The sequence below is a fragment of the Actinoplanes sp. CA-051413 genome (assembly GCF_050955795.1).
Lineage (GTDB): Bacteria > Actinomycetota > Actinomycetes > Mycobacteriales > Micromonosporaceae > Actinoplanes.
This window is the reverse complement of the sequence record NZ_CP192100.1, coordinates 479,453-495,134: the sequence shown is the minus strand read 5'-3', so window position 1 is coordinate 495,134 and position 15,682 is coordinate 479,453. Positions and strand designations below refer to the sequence as shown.

General features: G+C 70.4%; 16 protein-coding genes and 2 riboswitches. Of the genes, 4 read left to right on the top strand and 12 right to left on the bottom strand.

Features of this window, described 5'->3' with window-relative positions; translation table 11 throughout:
* Positions 1–10: 10 nt before the first annotated feature.
* The 5 genes from ACQP2Y_RS02365 to ACQP2Y_RS02345 form a co-directional block, all read right to left on the bottom strand.
* The gene (locus ACQP2Y_RS02365) at positions 11–1,099 is read right to left on the bottom strand and encodes an AAA family ATPase (protein ID WP_433724127.1); all 1,089 of its coding nucleotides are present in this window, start codon (positions 1,097–1,099) and stop codon (positions 11–13) included.
* Entirely contained in the window at positions 1,096–1,719 is a 624-nt protein-coding gene (gene pnuC / locus ACQP2Y_RS02360; RefSeq protein ID WP_433724125.1) for a nicotinamide riboside transporter PnuC, read from the bottom strand. The genes ACQP2Y_RS02365 and pnuC overlap by 4 nt, the downstream gene beginning before the upstream one ends.
* Positions 1,720–1,750: 31 nt before the next feature.
* Entirely contained in the window at positions 1,751–2,098 is a 348-nt protein-coding gene (locus tag ACQP2Y_RS02355; protein WP_433724123.1) for an Atu4866 domain-containing protein, read from the bottom strand.
* A 69-nt stretch (positions 2,099–2,167) separates the two neighbouring features.
* Positions 2,168–3,148, bottom strand: a complete 981-nt coding sequence (locus tag ACQP2Y_RS02350; RefSeq protein ID WP_433724121.1) for a glycerophosphodiester phosphodiesterase family protein — start codon at positions 3,146–3,148, stop codon at positions 2,168–2,170.
* Positions 3,149–3,212: 64 nt separating this feature from the next.
* The gene (locus ACQP2Y_RS02345; RefSeq protein WP_433724119.1) at positions 3,213–3,857 is read right to left on the bottom strand and encodes a response regulator; all 645 of its coding nucleotides are present in this window, start codon (positions 3,855–3,857) and stop codon (positions 3,213–3,215) included.
* 21 nt (positions 3,858–3,878) lie between these two features.
* On the opposite strand from ACQP2Y_RS02345, the gene ACQP2Y_RS02340 reads away from it, so the two are divergent.
* Positions 3,879–5,018, top strand: a complete 1,140-nt coding sequence (locus ACQP2Y_RS02340) for a sensor histidine kinase (RefSeq protein WP_433724117.1) — start codon at positions 3,879–3,881, stop codon at positions 5,016–5,018.
* A 3-nt stretch (positions 5,019–5,021) separates the two neighbouring features.
* Here ACQP2Y_RS02340 and ACQP2Y_RS02335 read toward each other — a convergent pair whose 3' ends face one another.
* On the bottom strand, positions 5,022–5,630 hold the full coding sequence (locus ACQP2Y_RS02335; protein ID WP_433724115.1) for a TetR/AcrR family transcriptional regulator: 609 nt from the start codon (positions 5,628–5,630) through the stop codon (positions 5,022–5,024).
* A gap of 169 nt (positions 5,631–5,799) precedes the next feature.
* Here ACQP2Y_RS02335 and ACQP2Y_RS02330 point away from each other — a divergent pair, with 169 nt between their 5' ends.
* Together ACQP2Y_RS02330 and ACQP2Y_RS02325 are read left to right on the top strand one after the other, a co-directional pair.
* On the top strand, positions 5,800–6,696 hold the full coding sequence (locus ACQP2Y_RS02330; protein WP_433724113.1) for an ABC transporter permease: 897 nt from the start codon (positions 5,800–5,802) through the stop codon (positions 6,694–6,696).
* Positions 6,697–6,700: 4 nt separating this feature from the next.
* Complete coding sequence (locus ACQP2Y_RS02325; protein WP_360551949.1) at positions 6,701–7,477, top strand: ABC transporter ATP-binding protein; 777 nt, start codon at positions 6,701–6,703, stop codon at positions 7,475–7,477.
* Positions 7,478–7,495: 18 nt separating this feature from the next.
* Here ACQP2Y_RS02325 and ACQP2Y_RS02320 read toward each other — a convergent pair whose 3' ends face one another.
* Positions 7,496–8,578, bottom strand: coding sequence for a coiled-coil domain-containing protein (locus tag ACQP2Y_RS02320; RefSeq protein WP_433724111.1), 1,083 nt, complete (start codon positions 8,576–8,578; stop codon positions 7,496–7,498).
* Positions 8,576–8,725, bottom strand: a riboswitch (cyclic di-AMP (ydaO/yuaA leader). Its footprint overlaps the gene before it by 3 nt.
* Before the next feature lie 278 nt (positions 8,726–9,003).
* Positions 9,004–9,139, top strand: a riboswitch (cyclic di-AMP (ydaO/yuaA leader).
* A gap of 5 nt (positions 9,140–9,144) precedes the next feature.
* Between ACQP2Y_RS02320 and ACQP2Y_RS02315 the strand changes: the two genes are divergently transcribed.
* Positions 9,145–10,164, top strand: coding sequence for a coiled-coil domain-containing protein (locus ACQP2Y_RS02315; protein WP_433724109.1), 1,020 nt, complete (start codon positions 9,145–9,147; stop codon positions 10,162–10,164).
* 63 nt (positions 10,165–10,227) lie between these two features.
* Here the strand turns inward: ACQP2Y_RS02315 and ACQP2Y_RS02310 are convergent, their stop codons facing one another.
* The 5 genes from ACQP2Y_RS02310 to ACQP2Y_RS02290 form a co-directional block, all read right to left on the bottom strand.
* Positions 10,228–12,594, bottom strand: a complete 2,367-nt coding sequence (locus ACQP2Y_RS02310) for a glycoside hydrolase family 65 protein (protein ID WP_433724107.1) — start codon at positions 12,592–12,594, stop codon at positions 10,228–10,230.
* A gap of 46 nt (positions 12,595–12,640) precedes the next feature.
* A complete protein-coding gene (locus tag ACQP2Y_RS02305; protein ID WP_433724105.1) occupies positions 12,641–13,378 on the bottom strand; it encodes a beta-phosphoglucomutase family hydrolase in 738 nt (245 codons plus the stop codon).
* Between the two features lie 78 nt (positions 13,379–13,456).
* Positions 13,457–13,975 (bottom strand): ATP-binding protein, encoded by a 519-nt coding sequence (locus ACQP2Y_RS02300; RefSeq protein ID WP_433724103.1) that lies wholly within the window; start codon positions 13,973–13,975, stop codon positions 13,457–13,459.
* A gap of 131 nt (positions 13,976–14,106) precedes the next feature.
* Complete coding sequence (locus ACQP2Y_RS02295) at positions 14,107–14,304, bottom strand: hypothetical protein (protein WP_433724101.1); 198 nt, start codon at positions 14,302–14,304, stop codon at positions 14,107–14,109.
* Between the two features lie 52 nt (positions 14,305–14,356).
* Entirely contained in the window at positions 14,357–15,655 is a 1,299-nt protein-coding gene (locus ACQP2Y_RS02290; protein ID WP_360551086.1) for an ABC transporter ATP-binding protein, read from the bottom strand.
* Between the last annotated feature and the right edge of the window lie 27 nt (positions 15,656–15,682).

Genomic DNA, 15,682 nt, shown 5'->3' with positions numbered 1-15,682 from the left:
TCGGCCCCGATCAGGAATGGCTTAGCGGAGGAGCAAAAGACCACCCGGACGCCAGCAGGTCGTCGCAGACGGCGACAGCGGCCCGCAGCCGGGCCGCACAACAGCCGGTCAACACCCGAGACGGTACGGCGCGAGCAGCCAGTTCACGCTCGAATCGGGCAGTCATCCACGCCCGTACTCCCTCGCCGTCGCGCAACCCGTCGTCGACGAACGGCACGCCCTCGTGGTGAGTCAGCAGGTAAAGGTCGGGTGCCCGTACGCGTGCCGCGACGCCCGGCGAGGTCGTCCAGGCGCCGCCTTCGCCCAGATAGCGCTCTTCCCAGATCGTGGTGGCCAGGGCGTCGGTGTCGCCGAAGAGGATCGGCGCACCGTCGCGGGCGGCGGTGTCCTCGGCCGCGTTCTGCTCGGCGGCGACCGTCACGAAGTCGTCCCGGCCCCATGTCACGTCCTCAACGACCGCCTCGGGCCTGGTCAGGCGCAATTTGTCGAGCTTGCGCGCGGTCAGCTCGCGGCCGAACTCGGGCACCCAGCGAGTCCGCGCCCACACCCCGCCCCGCGTGCGGTAGTGCCGGGCCAGGGCCCGGGCCATCGTCGTGGTCCCGGTGGACTCGGCCCCCACGACGATCACCCGGCGGGTCAGCCAGGCGCGCACCCCGGGACCGAGCAGATCCCAGTACGCGACCGGGTCGGCCCGGACCGCCGTTCCGGACACCGGTGTCCTGATCCGCTCCGGGTCGACGGTGACGGCCTGCGCGCCGAACCGCCGGGCCAGCTCCTCGCCGTACGCCTCGGATGAGAAGACCGCATCCACCCGGTTCGGGCCGGCGGCCGCCCGGAACACGGCCGTGTGCAGCTCCCAGGCCCCGGGGTCGGCGTAGTCGACCGGGTGATCGTCGTGGACGCCGACGAAGCGGACGTGCGCCGGGTGGGCCTCGCGCAGCCAGGCGAGACGCAGCTCCAGCGGTACGGACTCCCGCGAGCTGGGCGCCACCACGACGGTGACCCGGTCGCAGGCGGCGGCCGCGGCGTCGATCAGCTCGTGGTGCCCGGCGTGCGGCGGATAGAACTTGCCCACGATGAGGCCGTGCCCCCACCTCATACGGCCACCGTGTGCTGGGTACGCAACGCCGCTCGCCACGCGCGCAGGCCGAGGACGCAGAGCACCAGGAACGCCACGTAGAGCAGGGCGGTGAGCCAGAGGTCCTTGTAGCCGTACAGCGGGATGTAGATCAGGTCGGCCGCGATCCAGAGCCACCAGCTCTCCACCAGCTTGCGGGTCTGGCCGTAGGTGGCCAGTAGCGACAACGCCGTGGTGAGCGCGTCGGCCAGCGGCACGGTGGAGCTGGTCAGCCGGTCGAGGAAGAGCCAGAGACTCCCGGTGAGCAGCACGCCGGCGACCGCCAGGCCGAGCCATTCGGCCCTGGTGGTGGTGCGCACGGTCAGCGGGGTGCGGCTGGCACCGCCGTGGAGCCAGGCCCACCAGCCGTACGCGCCGAGCACCACGTAGACGATCTGCAGGCTCGCGTCGGCGTAGAGGCCGGCGGACCAGAAGACCAGCATGAGCAGCAGCACGTTGAGGATGCCGACCGGCCAGTTGAGGATGTGCCGGCGCACCAGCAGTCCCACGTTCACCAGGCCGGTGCCGAAGCCGAGCACCTCGGCCCACGTGGTGCCGGCCCCGAAGGCGGTGAACGCGACGCCGGAGAGCCAATCGATCATCGGGTCAGCATCGCACCCGGTCGCGGCGGTGTCAGGCCCGGAACAGGTGGTGCCCGGCCATCTCCAGGACGTCGTCAGCGATGGTCACCGGCGTACGCAGACCCGTGTCGTCGCGCAGCACCAGCCCCGTACCCTCCGGCCGGTAGGTCCCCTTCGCCGCCCGGTGCCGGCCCGCGACCCGGCCCAGGTACGACCAGTCGGCGCCGAGCCGCAGCCGTACCGTCTTGTCGGCGCTGAGCCACAGCCCGGCGACCGCCTCCGCGTCCCCGGACGCGGCCGGGGCGGGCACGGTGAGCTGCTCGGGGGCGACGCCGCCGAGCGCGAGCGTGAGCAGCGACGTCGCACCGAAGATGGTCGTGTCTACGCGGGCAGTTCGCATGAGGTGCTCCGGGGGACGGCGCGGGGTGGGCCCCTACCTTCGGCACGACCCGCGTCCCGGTTGAGCACTTCAGGGCGTGATCGCGTCCACCCGGTTGGTCCACAGCCAGCCGGACCAGCCCGCGGGCACCTGGGTCAGGTCAGCCGGCCGGTCGAAGCCCGCCGACCAGGGTCCGTCCCCGGCCACCAGCACCACCCGGGTGTCGGCGGCCCGCATCCGGTCGACGAAGAGGTTGGGCCAGCCCCACAGCAGGCGGCCGTAGCGTTGCGGCAGGTGCAGCTCGGTGTGCCGGCAGGCGTCCGGGACGTGCCCGGTCCAGCCGGTGCCGAGATAGCGCACCAGGCAGTCCTTCATGATCTTCTTCGAGGTGGCGCGGAGCGTGGGCAGCCGGTCCGCGACCGCGGCGACCGAGGCGTCCCCGCCGTACACGCTGATCGTGGTCAACCGCTCGGCGGGCAGGGTCGCCAGGTAGCCGGCCAGCCGTTCGCCCTCGGCCGGGTCGTCGTTCTTGAGGTCGACGAGCAGTTCCCGGCCCGGGAAGGCGGTGACGACCTGGTCCAGCGTGGGCAGCAGCCCGGCACCTGTGCCGCGCAACGGGTGGGTGGCGCCGGCGTCGGCCGTGTAGCCGTACCCCAGGTCGAGCCGGCGCAGCTCGGCGAGGGTGTGTTCGCGCACCTTGCCGGTGCCGTCGGTGCGGCACTCGAGCGTCGAGTCGTGGAACACGGCGAGCTGGTCGTCGGCGGTGACCTGGACGTCGACCTCCAGCATGTCGGCGCCCGCGGCGAACGCCGCTCGCATCGACGGCAACGTGTTCTCTATGTAGCTGTGGTCCGGCGGGTGGATGCGGCTGGCGGTGCAGGTGTCGTTCTCGACCCCGTCCAGCGGGAAGGTCTGGGCGATCCCGCGGTGGGCCAGCAGCAGGGGGCGGCCGTCGCCGCCACCCCACAGCGCCGAGCTGTTGCCCACCCAGAGCCCGGCGGTGATCAGCAGGACGACACCGAGGGTGAGCCAGAGCCGGCGGAACCGGCGCGCGCGTTTGTCGTGGGGCATCCGCGCAGCTTGGCAGCGGGCGGCGTGCGCCGGAACCGGCGAAGGACGTAGCCGGGCTACGTCCTTAGGACAGGTCCCGGGCGAGCAGGGCGGCCTGGGTGCGGCTGGTCACCGAGAGCTTGGCCAGCAGGTTGCTCACGTGGGCCTTGACGGTGCGTTCGGCCAGGGCCAGGTCGCGGGCGATGTCCTGGTTGGTCAGGCCCCGCCCGAGCAGGGTGAGCACCTCGCGTTCGCGGCCGGTCAGGGTGTCCAGCCGGGCCGCGGTGTCCACCCGGGGCGCGGCGGTGGCCGAGGGCCAGAGCAGTTCGGCCGCCGAGGCACTCAGCGCGGTGACCCCGGCGTGCGCGCCGCGGACCGCCGCGGCGAGCTCGCTGCCGCCGGCGTCCTTGAGCACGAAGCCGTCGGCGCCGGCGGCCAGCGCCCGCTGGATGTCCGAGGCCCGGCCGACCGTGGTCAGCATCAGCACCTTCGCCGGCACCTCGGGCAGGCGGGCGCGCAACTGCCCCAGGACCCGCACTCCGTCCGCGCCGGGTAGATACAGGTCCAGCAGGATCACGTCGGCGGCGAGCGGGTCGCCGGCCAGCAGCTCCAGCAGGGCGGGGCCGTCCGGCAGCTCTGCGACCACCTCGAGATCGGGCTGGGCCCCGAGGATCAGGCTCAGCCCTTCCCGGACCAGCGCCTGGTCGTCGACGACGGCAAGCCGGATCATCGGGCCATGGTAAGCAGTCGCATGGCGTACAGGATCACGGCCGGCCGGCTGCGCGGGCATTGGCAGCCGCTGGTGGATCTCGCCCTGGGTGCCGCGACCGCCCTGCTCTTCGTGCTGTCCGGCACGATCGTCTCGGCGCCGCTCGCGGTGGCCCAGTTGCTGCCGCTGGTCTGGCGGCGGCGTTCCCCGGCCGCGGTGCTGATCGTCGTGGGCTGCGCGACCGCCGCGCACACCACGCTCGGCATGGCCCGCGCGGTCGGCTTCTTCCCCGCCACGATCGCGCTCTACACCGCGGCCACCCACCGCTCACCGGTGATCCGGTGGGTCCTGTGCCCGGCGGTCGGGCTGGTCATGGCGGCCGCCAGCGCGGTCCGGCACGGTCCGGTCGAGGGTCTGCTGATGGCCGTCGTCACGGTCACGGTGGCCTGGCTGGCCGGGGTGGAACGCAGCGAGCACCTGCGCCAGCGGGCCGAGGCGGAACGGCAGCGGGCGGAGGCGGAGCACCTGCGGCTGGAACGCCGGATCGCCGATCAGGCGACCGCGGCCGCCGAGGACAGGGAACGCCTGGCCCGGCGGGTGCACGACACGCTCGCGCACACGGTGACCGTGATGCTGCTCCAGACCGAGGCACTGAAGGCCACCACACCGCTTGGCGACGCCGCCCGGGACCGCCTGGACGTGGTTCTGCGGGCCGGCCGGGAAGCGTTGACCGAGGTCCGGGCCGCGCTGGCCGACGCCGACGAAGGCGACCCGGCGACCCGGCTGGCGGCGCGGCTGGAAACCCTGGGCGCGGCGGGGCTACGCCTGGCTGCTGACCCGCCGGACCTGCGGGACGTGCTGGCGCCGCCGGTGCTCGCGGTGGCCGACCGGCTGATCGGCGAGGCCGCCACGAACGCCTTGCGCCACGACGGACCCGGCACCCTGCTCAGCATCAGCACCGAGCGGGGCGCGGAGACGCTGATCCTGCGGATCACCAGCGAGCCCCCGAGCCCGCCGCGACCTCGGGCCGGGCGGGAGGCCGGCGGCTTCGGCCTGCTCAGCCTGGCCGAGGACCTCACCCGGTACGGCGGAAGCCTGGTCCACGGTCCACGCGCCCCGGCCGGCTGGCGGATCGAGGCGTCGTTCCCGCTGCGGGTTGGGACCGCCGTCGCGGGCCGATGACCGTCAGTGCGCGGGGCGGTTCTCCTGCAGCGCACGCAGGACGGCGTTGCTGAGGTTCTCGAGGTAGTCGTCGTCGATCGGGGTGCGCGAGACCGCCAGCCGCCAGTACAGCGGGCCCAGCATCATGTCGACGGCCAGGTCGGCGTTCGTGCCCGGGGGCAGCTCGCCGCGCTCGACGGCCTGGCCCACGATCTTCTCGCCGACGGCCTGCTGGTGGGTGCGCAGCGCCCGTTGCAGCGTCTCGGCGATCTTCGGGTTGCGGGCCGCCTCGGCCATCAGGTCGGGGATGATCTGGGACGCGATCCGGTGCTGCAGGGCCCTGCTCACGATGAACAGGAGCAGTTGCAGATCGCCGGCGAAGCTTCCGGTGTCGGGCATCGGCACGCTACGCTCCGCCACGGCGGAGACGATCTCGAGGACCATCTCCAGCTTGTTGCTCCACCGGCGGTAGATCGCGGTCTTACCGACGCCGGCCCGGCGCGCCACCGCCTCGATGGACAGGCGCCCGTAGCCGACCTCGGCCAGCTCGTTCATGACCGCGTTGCGGATGGCCGCGGTGATGTCCCCGCGGAGCACCGCCGCTCCGGCGGGTGCACGTTTCGCTGTAACCACGAGTGCACTATACGCCAGGACGCAACGGTTGCGTTCCGGCGCTCGTTCGGCTACTTTCGGGGCTGACGTCGATACGACGCCGTTCCATCGCGGCACACTGTTTAGTGTGTTCCCGCGCAAGTCATCCAGGTCCCCCATCCCCAGCGGACCGACCAGATCGGAGCGCCCCATGCCTCAGACGGCGGTCGCCGATTCCGAGACCGGCCTGACGCTCAAGGAGCTGGCCCGTAGACACGGGCTCAGCGCCGCCGGGAAGCTGCCTTCCCTGCCTGAGTACACACGTCAGCTCTGGGCGTACCGGCACTTCATCGCGTCGTACGCCAACGCCAAGGTCGCCTCGTCGCTCGGCAAGACCCGGCTCGGTGTCTTCTGGCAGGTGCTGACGCCGCTGATCAACGCGGCTGTCTACTACTTGATCTTCGGCGTGATCCTGAACACGAAGAGCGGCGTCGACAACTTCGTCGCGTACCTGTGCACCGGCGTGTTCATCTTCGGCTTCACCCAGTCCACGGTGTCGGCCGGCATCCAGGCGATCACCGGCAACCTCGGGCTGATCCGGGCCCTGCACTTCCCGAGAGGCAGCCTGCCCCTGGCCATCACCATGGTCGAGGTCCGCAACACGCTCGCCTCGCTGGCCGTGCTGATGGTCATCGTGGTCGGCTTCGGCGAGCCGATCACCCTGGAGTGGCTGCTCATCGTGCCGATCTTCCTGCTCCAGGCCGTGTTCAACGCCGGCCTGGCCCTGGCCGGGGCCCGGCTGGGCAGCAAGATCCCGGACGTCCGGAACCTCATCCCGTTCGTCATGCGGATGTGGCTCTACCTGTCGGCGGTGCTCTACCCGGTCACCCGCTTCACCGAGCATCTCAGCGGCTGGAAACTGACCCTGGTGGAGGCGAACCCGATGCTGGTGTTCATCGACCTCATGCGGCACGCGCTGATGGAGGACGTGCCGCTCGCGGCGAGTCCCACGGTGATGTGGCTGGAGGCGCTCGCCTGGACGTTCGTGGTGGGTCTCGGGGGTTACGTCTACTTCTGGCGCGGAGAGAAGGGCTACGGCCGTGGCTGACAACATGACCGGCAGCGACCGGCGTGACCCGACGGTCATCGTCGACGACGCCCACGTGGTCTATCGGATCCAGCAGTCGGCGACCCCGGGCACCGGCAGCCCGCTCGCCAGCTTCAAGCGGCTCGTCACCGGCACCAAGCCGGCGACCATGCGCGAGGTGCACGCCATCAAGGGTGTGAGCTTCGTCGCGTACAAGGGTGAGGCCGTCGGCCTGATCGGCACCAACGGCTCGGGCAAGTCCACGCTGCTGCGGGCGATCGCCGGGCTGCTGCCGGTCGAGCGCGGTGCGATCTACGCGGCCGGCCAGCCGTCCCTGCTCGGCGTCAGCGCCGCCCTGATGAACGACCTGCCGGGTGAGCGCAACGTGGTCCTGGGCTGCCTGGCCATGGGCATGTCGCCGGCCGAGGTGAAGAGCAAGACCAAGGACATCATCGACTTCTCCGGCATCAACGAGCGCGGTGACTTCAGCTCGCTGCCGATGCGGACGTACTCGTCCGGCATGGGAGCCCGGCTGCGGTTCGCCATCGCGGCCGCCAAGCAGCACGACGTGCTGCTCATCGACGAGGCGCTGGCCACCGGCGACGCGAAGTTCCGCCGGCGCAGTGAGCAGCGGGTCCGGGATCTGCGCGCGCAGGCCGGCACCGTCTTCCTGGTGAGCCACAGCGAGCAGTCGATCCGCGACACCTGCGAGCGGGCCATCTGGCTGGAGTCGGGCCTGATCCGCGCCGACGGCCCGACCGACGACGTGCTGAAGGAGTACGAGGCCTACGTCAAGCGGTAGGCCCCGCACTCCCCCGGGTCAGCGCATCGACATGTGCACGTGGTTGGTGTGGTCGCTCGACGGGTCGCCGCCGGCACCGGAGTACGACTTCCAGCCGCTGCTAGGCAGCCAGATCCGCCGGTACCAGATGACGTACAGGATGCCGAGCCGGCTCGCGTTGTGGATGAAGTAGTCCGCCAGCCGGTTGCCGTAGTCCTTGCTGGCCCCGGTCGCGTCGCCGCCGAAGCCGCCCTTGTCTGCGGCCCAGTCGCAGGCCCGCCCCTTCGGATGTTCGCCGCTGTTCTGGTGGCGGAAGCAGGCGATGAAGTGGTTGAAGCCGTCCTTCTTCGCCTCCTGCATCGCGTGCAGTGTGCGCGGCGTGATGCAGCCGGTCGTAGTCGGGTCGTTGACGCTGCACGACTCGCTCGGCAGTGAGCCGTCCGAGTTGCGCGGCGCGGGCGCGGCCAGCGAGCTGCTGCCGCCGCCGCTGGAGGAACCGCCGCCGGACGACGACGAGTCGCTCGACCCGCTGGCGGCGTTGGCGGCCTTGAGGGCGCTCTCCGCCTGGTTCTTGCGCTTGGCCATGACGGTGAGCTGGCGCTGCTGCTCGCGGACAGCGGTGTCGATCGCCGTCTTGGCCTGCGCCTGCTGGTCCCGGCTGTCCTTCAGGTCGCGCACCGCGCGGTCCTGCTTGACGGCGATGGTCTCCAGGGTCTGCGCCCGGTCCAGCATGCTGCCGGTGGAGTCGGCGGTGATCATCGCCGTCATCGGCCCGAGCCGCCCGGTGCGGTAAGCCCGCTGGACGATCTCGTCCAGCGCCGCCTGCTTGGGGCCGAGCTGGGTGTCGAGCTCCTTGAGCTTGGCGGTCAGCTCCCGCTGGCGCTTCTTGGAGCGGTCCAGCGCCTCCTGGGCCTCGACGAAGCCCTTGGACGCCGCCTCGAGCTGCTTGATGAGGGACTTCGAACCGCCCTCGCCGTCGTCGCCCGAGTCGCCCGGCGCGGCGAAGGGGCGGGGTGCGGCGGAGGCGGAGGTCGGGGCGGCGAGCGCCAGCCCCGAGGTGGCGACGAGGACCGCGAGCACGGTCGCTAATCGCCGGCGGACAGGGGTGAGCCTCACGAACATTCCTTCCGTCGGCCGCCGACCGAGTTAGCTGACGGGTTCGGGACGGAAGCGATCCCTACCGATCGCGCGGGGGTGCGCGGATCGGATTCACCCCATTACTCAAGTGGTTCCCCGGCTCGCCGTGCGGCGATTAGGCGGCGGTCTGCGCTGAGACCGTGACGAACACTACCCAGCAATGCTAGGAATCGACAGTCGTCACACCGTACGCAATCGATCGTGCACTGATGGTGAGCAATCGACGGAAAGAATGCAACGACTCACATTGATACGTCGTTACGGGCTATGACCTGCGTCATTCCATCGAGCGGTGACGGAAAGTCGTTGCCTGGTAACCGTTTTACCGTTCGCGGCAGCACTGCCACTTCGGCCGTTGTCAGGTAAGCTGGCCGCCGGTCACTGCCAGAAGGCGCTGCCCCCAAGGCGCCGGCAGCCCACCATCTAATCGTCGCAAGATGAGCCGGGGAACCACAGAACTACCGGGGTGAATCCACGAGTCAGTGGTAGGGATCGCTTCCGTCCCGAACCCGTCAGCTAACCCGGCCGGTGGTCACGCGGAAGGATTCTGAATGACGGCAAGACCCCGCCGGTGGCTGATCCTCGCCCTGGCACCGCTCGCCGCGGTCACGATGATGCTCGCGCCCGCATCCCCGGCGAACGCCGATCCGGACGACACCAAGTCGGCCACCGCCGACGACGGCGACGACAACCCGCTGCTGAACGACGTGCTGGACTCCACGGGCCGGCGCTATCTGACAGCCCGGGCGGCAGTCGCCAAGTCGACCAAGACCCAGCTCGGCCTCGCCCTCAAGGTCAAGAACGCCGAGGCGAAGCGCGACCTGCTGCTGCCCGAGGTGGGCGCGGTCGCCGCTCAGCAGTACCGCACCGGCGGCATCTCGACGATGGGCTTCCTGCTCAACACCTCCAGCCCGGACGGCTTCCTCAAGAAGGCGGTCTCCCTGGAGGAGATCAACGCCCTCAACGACGGCAAGCTGCGCGAGCTGGACCAGGCCATCGACGAGGTGACCGCCAACAAGACGCGCCTGGACCAGGAGGTCAAGGCGCAGAAGCAGAACCTCGCGCTGATGGAGAAGCAGAAGGAGTCGGCCGAGAAGGCGCTGGCCCAGGTGGGTGGCACCACGGTGACGGGTGGCTTCGTGCTCGCCAAGTCGCCGAAGGCCGCCCCGGCGCCCCGCAACTCCGACGGTGAGTTCAGCCCGGAGAGCTGCAACGTCGACGACCCGACGACCGGTGGCTGCATCACCGCACGCACCTTCCACATGTACAAGGAAGTGAAGAAGGCGAAGTTCAACCGGTTCGTCGGTTGTCATCGCAACGGCGGCCCGTTCGAGCATCCCAAGGGCCGTGCCTGCGACTGGTCCCTGCAGAAGAGCGGCTTCGCCCGCTGGCACAACCAGGACACCCGCGAGTACGGCAACAACCTGATGGCCTTCCTGGTGCGTAACGCCGACCGGCTCGGCATCCTCTACGTCATCTGGAACAAACAGATCTGGTTCCCGGCCACGGGCTGGAAGTCGTACCACGGTCCCAGTGATCACACGGACCACGTACACGTCTCGATGCTTTAGCGCGGCGAGCGCAGAGAAGCCCCCGTCCTCCGCGAGGAGGACGGGGGCTTCTTCGTTGTTGAATCAGACTCCGGTGTTCCGGCGCACCGGGGCGCGACCGGCCGGCTGGCTGGGCGCGGGGCCCGTCGGCGGCGCCGGCGGGATCGGCAGCACGACCGGCTTCACCTGGGTGATGGTGACCTCCTTGCCGTGGTGCAGCAGGTCCAGACGCGCCGACCCACCGCCGTTGCGCAGCGAGTAGGTGACCTCGTCGGCCGTGACCTCCACCCGCAGCCGCAGGCCGCGCCAGAGCAGCGAGAACTCCAGCGCGTTGATCCGGCTCGGCAGCCGGGGCGCGAAGGAGAGCTGCCCGTTGGAGTCACGCATGCCGCCCAGGCCCGCCACCAGGGCGATCCAGGAACCGGCCAGGGACGCCACGTGCACGCCGTCCCGCGCGTTCTGGTGCAGGTCGTGCAGGTCCATCAGGGCGGCCTCGCCCAGGTAGTCGTGGGCCAGCTCCACGAAGCCCACCTCGGCGGCCATGACGGCCTGGATGCAGGCCGACAGCGACGAGTCCCGCACGGTACGGGCGTCGTAGTACGCGAAGTTGCGGGCCTTCTCCTCGGGGGTGAAGGCATCACCCCGCAGGTACATGGCCATGACCAGGTCGGCCTGCTTGACCACCTGCTTGCGGTACAGGTCGAAGTACGGGTAGTTCAGCAGCAGCGGGTACGCCTCCGGCGGGGTGTTCTCGAAGTCCCACTCCGCCAGCCGGGTGAAGCCCTCCGACTGCTGGTGCACGCCGAGCTCCCGGTCGTACGGGATGTGCACCGAAGCCGCCGCGTCCCGCCACGACGCCGACTCCTCGTCGTCCACGCCCAGCTTGCGGGCGAGCTCCGGGTGCCGCTTGGCCGCGTCCGCCGCGGCGAACATGTTCTGCTGCGCCATCAGGTTGGTGTAGACGTTGTCGTCGACCACGGCCGTGTACTCGTCCGGGCCGGTGACGCCGTCGATGTGGAAGCGGCCGTGCCGGTCGTGGTGCCCGAGCGAGCGCCACAGCCGGGCGGTCTCGACGAGCAGCTCCAGGCCGTAGTCGCGCTCGAAGTCGAAGTCGCCGGTCGCGGAGACGTAGCGCCGCACGGCGTCGGCAATGTCGGCTCCGATGTGGAACCCGGCAGTGCCGGCCGGCCAGTACGCCGAGCACTCCTGCCCGCGGATCGTGCGCCACGGGAAGGCCGCGCCCTGCAGGCCGAGGGTCTGCGCGCGCTCCCGGGCAAGATCCAGAGTGGAGTGCCGCCAGCGCAGCACGTCCGCCGCCGCGGCCGGCTGCGTGTAGGTCAGGGCCGGCAGCACGAAGGTCTCGGCGTCCCAGAACGTGTGACCGTCGTAACCGGGGCCGGTGAGGCCCTTGGAGCCGACCGGTCGCTGCTCGGCCCGGGCACCGGCCTGCAGCGTGTGGAAGAGGCCGAAGCGGACGGCCTGCTGCACCTCCGGGTCACCTTCGACCTTGACGTCGGAGTGGTCCCAGAACGCGTCCAGGTATTCCCGCTGCGCCTCGACCAGGCCCTCCCAGCCGTCCAGCCGGGCGCTGGCGAGCGCCGCACCGACCTGGTCGCGCACGGCGGGCAGCGAGCGGTTGCTCGACCAGCCGTACGCGGCGATCTTGACGACCCGCAGCTTCTGTCCCGGCTCGAGCTTGCAGGCGACCGTGGTGCGCAGCCAGTCCGGGTGGCCCTCGGTGGTCACCGCGTGCTTGCCCGGCGTCTCCACCAGGTGCTCCATCGCCGCGGCCATCCGCAGATCACTGGCCTTGGTGCGGTGCACGAGCAGGCCGCCGGTGCGCTGCTCCAGCATCTCCTCGGCCTGCAGCGGGTGGTCCAGCACCGCCGCCACCCGGGGGTCCTTGCTGGTCGCCGGGAGCTGCTCGTTGGCCACCAGCTCCGACTGCAGGATCAGCCGGGCGGAGGCGTCGAGCGGCTCCACCTCGTACAGGAAGGCGACGATGGCGCGGTGGGTGAACGACACCATGCGTACGGTGCGCACCCGGATCGCCTGACCGGAGGGCGAGACCCACTCCACGATCCGCTCGAGCGTGCCCGCGCGCAGGTCCAGCGAGCGCTCGTGGGAGCGCAGCTCGCCGTAGCGCACGTCGAACGGCTCGTCGTCGACGAGCAGCCGCATGAGCTTGGCGTTGGTGACGTTGACCATCGTCTGGCCCGACTCGGGGAACCCGTAGCCCGCCTCGGCGTACGGCAGCGGCCGCAGCTCGTAGAACGAGTTGAGGTAGGTGCCGGGCAGGCCGTGCGGCTCGCCCTCGTCCAGGTTTCCCCGGATGCCGATGTGGCCGTTGGCCAGGGCGAAGACCGACTCGGACTGAGCCAGTACATCCAGGTCCAGCCGGGTCTCCCTGATGTGCCAGGGATCGACGGGGTAGGCCCGTTCACGGATCACGGTGGTGCCTCTCGCAACTGAGAAAAGAGAAAGTCTGTAAGGGGGATTACTTGAGGAGCTCGGCGAGATCCTGCACGACGATGTCGGCGCCGTGCTCCCGCAGGGCGTCGGCCTGGCCGACCCGGTCCACGCCGATCACGATGCCGAAGCCACCGGCCTTGCCGGCGGCCACGCCGGCCAGAGCGTCCTCGAACACCGCGCACTGCTCCGGGGCCACCCCGAGCAGTTTCGCGCCGGCCAGGAACGTGTCCGGGGCCGGCTTGCCCGGCAAGTGTTGCTCGCGGGCGGTGATGCCGTCCACGCGCACCTCGAGCAGCTCCGCGATGCCGGCCGCCCGCAAGACGTCGGCGCAGTTGGCACTGGCCGACACGACGGCGCGGCGCAGCCCGGCGGCCTTGGCCGCGTGCAGGTAGTCGACCGAGCCGGGGTAGACCTGTACCGCGCCTTCCTTGATCTTCTGCAGGACCAGGATGTTCTTGCGGTTGCCGATGCCGTTGACGGTCTCCGCGTCGGGACCGTCGTCGGGCGTGCCTTCGGGCAGGGTGATGCCCCGTGAGGCGAGGAACGTGCGAACCCCGTCCGCACGTTGCCGGCCGTCGACGTACTGGTGGTAGTCGGCGCCCGAGTCGAACGGTACAAACGGTTGTCCATGGTGCCGGGACCAGGTCTGGAGGAACGCGTCGAAGGTCAGTTTCCACGCCGCGTTATGCACCAGGGCGGTCTGCGTGAGCACGCCGTCGAGGTCGAAGAGGCACGCCGTCACATGAGGAGGTAGTCCAAGCACTGGCCCAATGTAGTCGCCCCGGATGGCCGACACGCCTCAATGCCCTCGATCACATTTCCACGGCGTTTCATTCTTCGTTCAGCCGGCTGTCGCACTCTCGTTGACCAGGCCAGACCTGGTATTGCGGCCGGGCAGGTGTACGCACAGTTCGATAGTCGTGCCAATTGGGCCGGTCGCCATCGTCACCTCGTCGCACAGTTGGTGCGCCAGCCAGATGCCCCGGCCGCCCACCTCGAACGCCTCAGGCACGTTCGGCGGACGGCGGAACTGCTCCGGGATGCCCGGCCCCGAGTCGGTCACCGTGCACCACACCGTCGTGGCCGTGACCGACAGCACGATGCGACCCTGACCACCCGCGTGCAGCACGGCGTTGGTGATCACTTCGTTGATCGCGAGGACGAAGCCGTGCAGCCGGTCGGCGAGCAACCCGGTGTCCAGCCGATCGGTGACCTCGTGGCGGACCACGGTGATCTCATCGCGACCGAACTTGCGGTCCAGCAGGGTCGACCCTCCGGCCGGAGCGTGCACGGGGGTGGCGTCCGGCGACTCCCTGTCCGGAGCCGGACGCAGCACGTGCTGGTCGACAGTCTCTTCCACCGCGGGTCAGCCTACGCTGCGTACCGCCTCCGTGGCAGTCAAGGAACAGGTAATAGATCAGAACAGATGCGACAGCGTCCGCAGGATCTCCGCGTAGAAGTTGCCGTCGATGTCCCGGTACAGGCTGAACTTCATTCCCGGGCTGCCGAAGAACGGCCGCAGGGTCCACGCCAGCTGGGTGCCAGCGTGACCAGGAAGAGCAGCGGTAGCTTCACCGCCGAGGTCAGGGCCATCAGCACGCTGTGGAACGAGCCGAGGACCGCGCCGTAGCAGGCCAGGGCCACCACCTGCTGAGCAGCAACCTCAACGACGTCGATACGCCATCGCACCGACGTAGGCGGGACGATAGGCCATACCGTCAAGAGAAGCGAGGGGTGATCTTCATCGCCAGCCGACGTCGATGCGGTCGCCGCGCTCGTCGAAGAAGTGCAGGGCGTCCATCCGCACGTTGATCGCCAGCGGATGCCCCGGCGACACGGCCGGGTACGGCGCCAGCCGCACAGCCAGCTCGGCGGGCCGCCGGTGGTGCCGGCCCGGGTCGCTGAGCACCGAGGCCTTCTCGGCCTCCTCCCGCTCCAGCACGGCCTTGTCCGTACGCCCGGTGAGCCGCTGCAGAGCGCCCCCGATCCGCCGCACCACGCCGGTCTCGGAGTCGGTCTCGGTGACCGCCTTGCCCAGCTCGTCGACGACCACCGCGGTCGCCCCGATGTCCAGGAAGGCCAGCGACTCGTGCCCGTGGTGCTCGAGGTAGCGGATGCGTCCCTGCAGCACGTCGCCCGGGGTGTCCGGGGCGACCGGGGTCAGCGCCTCGGCCCGCATGCCGACGACGATGCGCTCACCGTGGTAGTGCGAGATCGCCCGCGCCCGGATGTCGTTCCAGGGCAGGTAGAGGGCCTGCTCGCCGAGGTTCAGCGCGATGTAGCGGTCCAGGTGCACGTAGACCGAGGCCTCAAGCAGGTTCATCCGAGGCGCCCCCAGGAAGGCGGCGACGTAGAGGGTGGCCGGGCGGCCGTACACCTCGGTCGGGGTGCCCAGGTCCTGCAGCACGCCCTTGCGCATGATCGCCACCCGGTCGGCCATGGTCAGCGCCTCGGCCTGGTCGTGGGTGACGTACATGGTGGTGACGCCCAGCTCGCGGGTCAGGCTGGTGATCTCGGCCCGCAGTTCCGCGCGCAGGCCGCTGTCGAGGTTGGACAGCGGCTCGTCCATCAGGAACAGCCCCGGGCGGCGCACGATGGCCCGGCCCATCGCGACCCGCTGGCGCTGGCCGCCGGAGAGCTGGCCGGGCTTGCGGGCGAGCACGTCGCCGATGCCCAGCGCGCTGGCCACGTCGCCGATCCGCTCGCCGCGCGGCCCGGGCTCGATGCCGGAGAGCTTGAGCGGGAAGCCGATGTTGTCGCCGACGGTCATGTGCGGGTAGAGCGCGAAGTCCTGGAAGACCATGGCGATCCGCCGATCGCGCGGGGCCAGGTCCATGACCGGTTCGCCGTTGAGCAGGATGGCGCCGGCCGAGGGGTCCTCCAGTCCGGCGATCATGCGCAGGACGGTGGACTTGCCGCACCCGGACGGCCCGAGCAGGACCATGAACTCACCGTCCTCGACGTCGAGGCTGACGCGGTCGACCGCGACCGTACCGTCCGGCCAGACCTTGGTGACGTCCTTGAGCGCGACGGTGGACACCGTCAACCTCCTGCGTTTGAGCTGCGA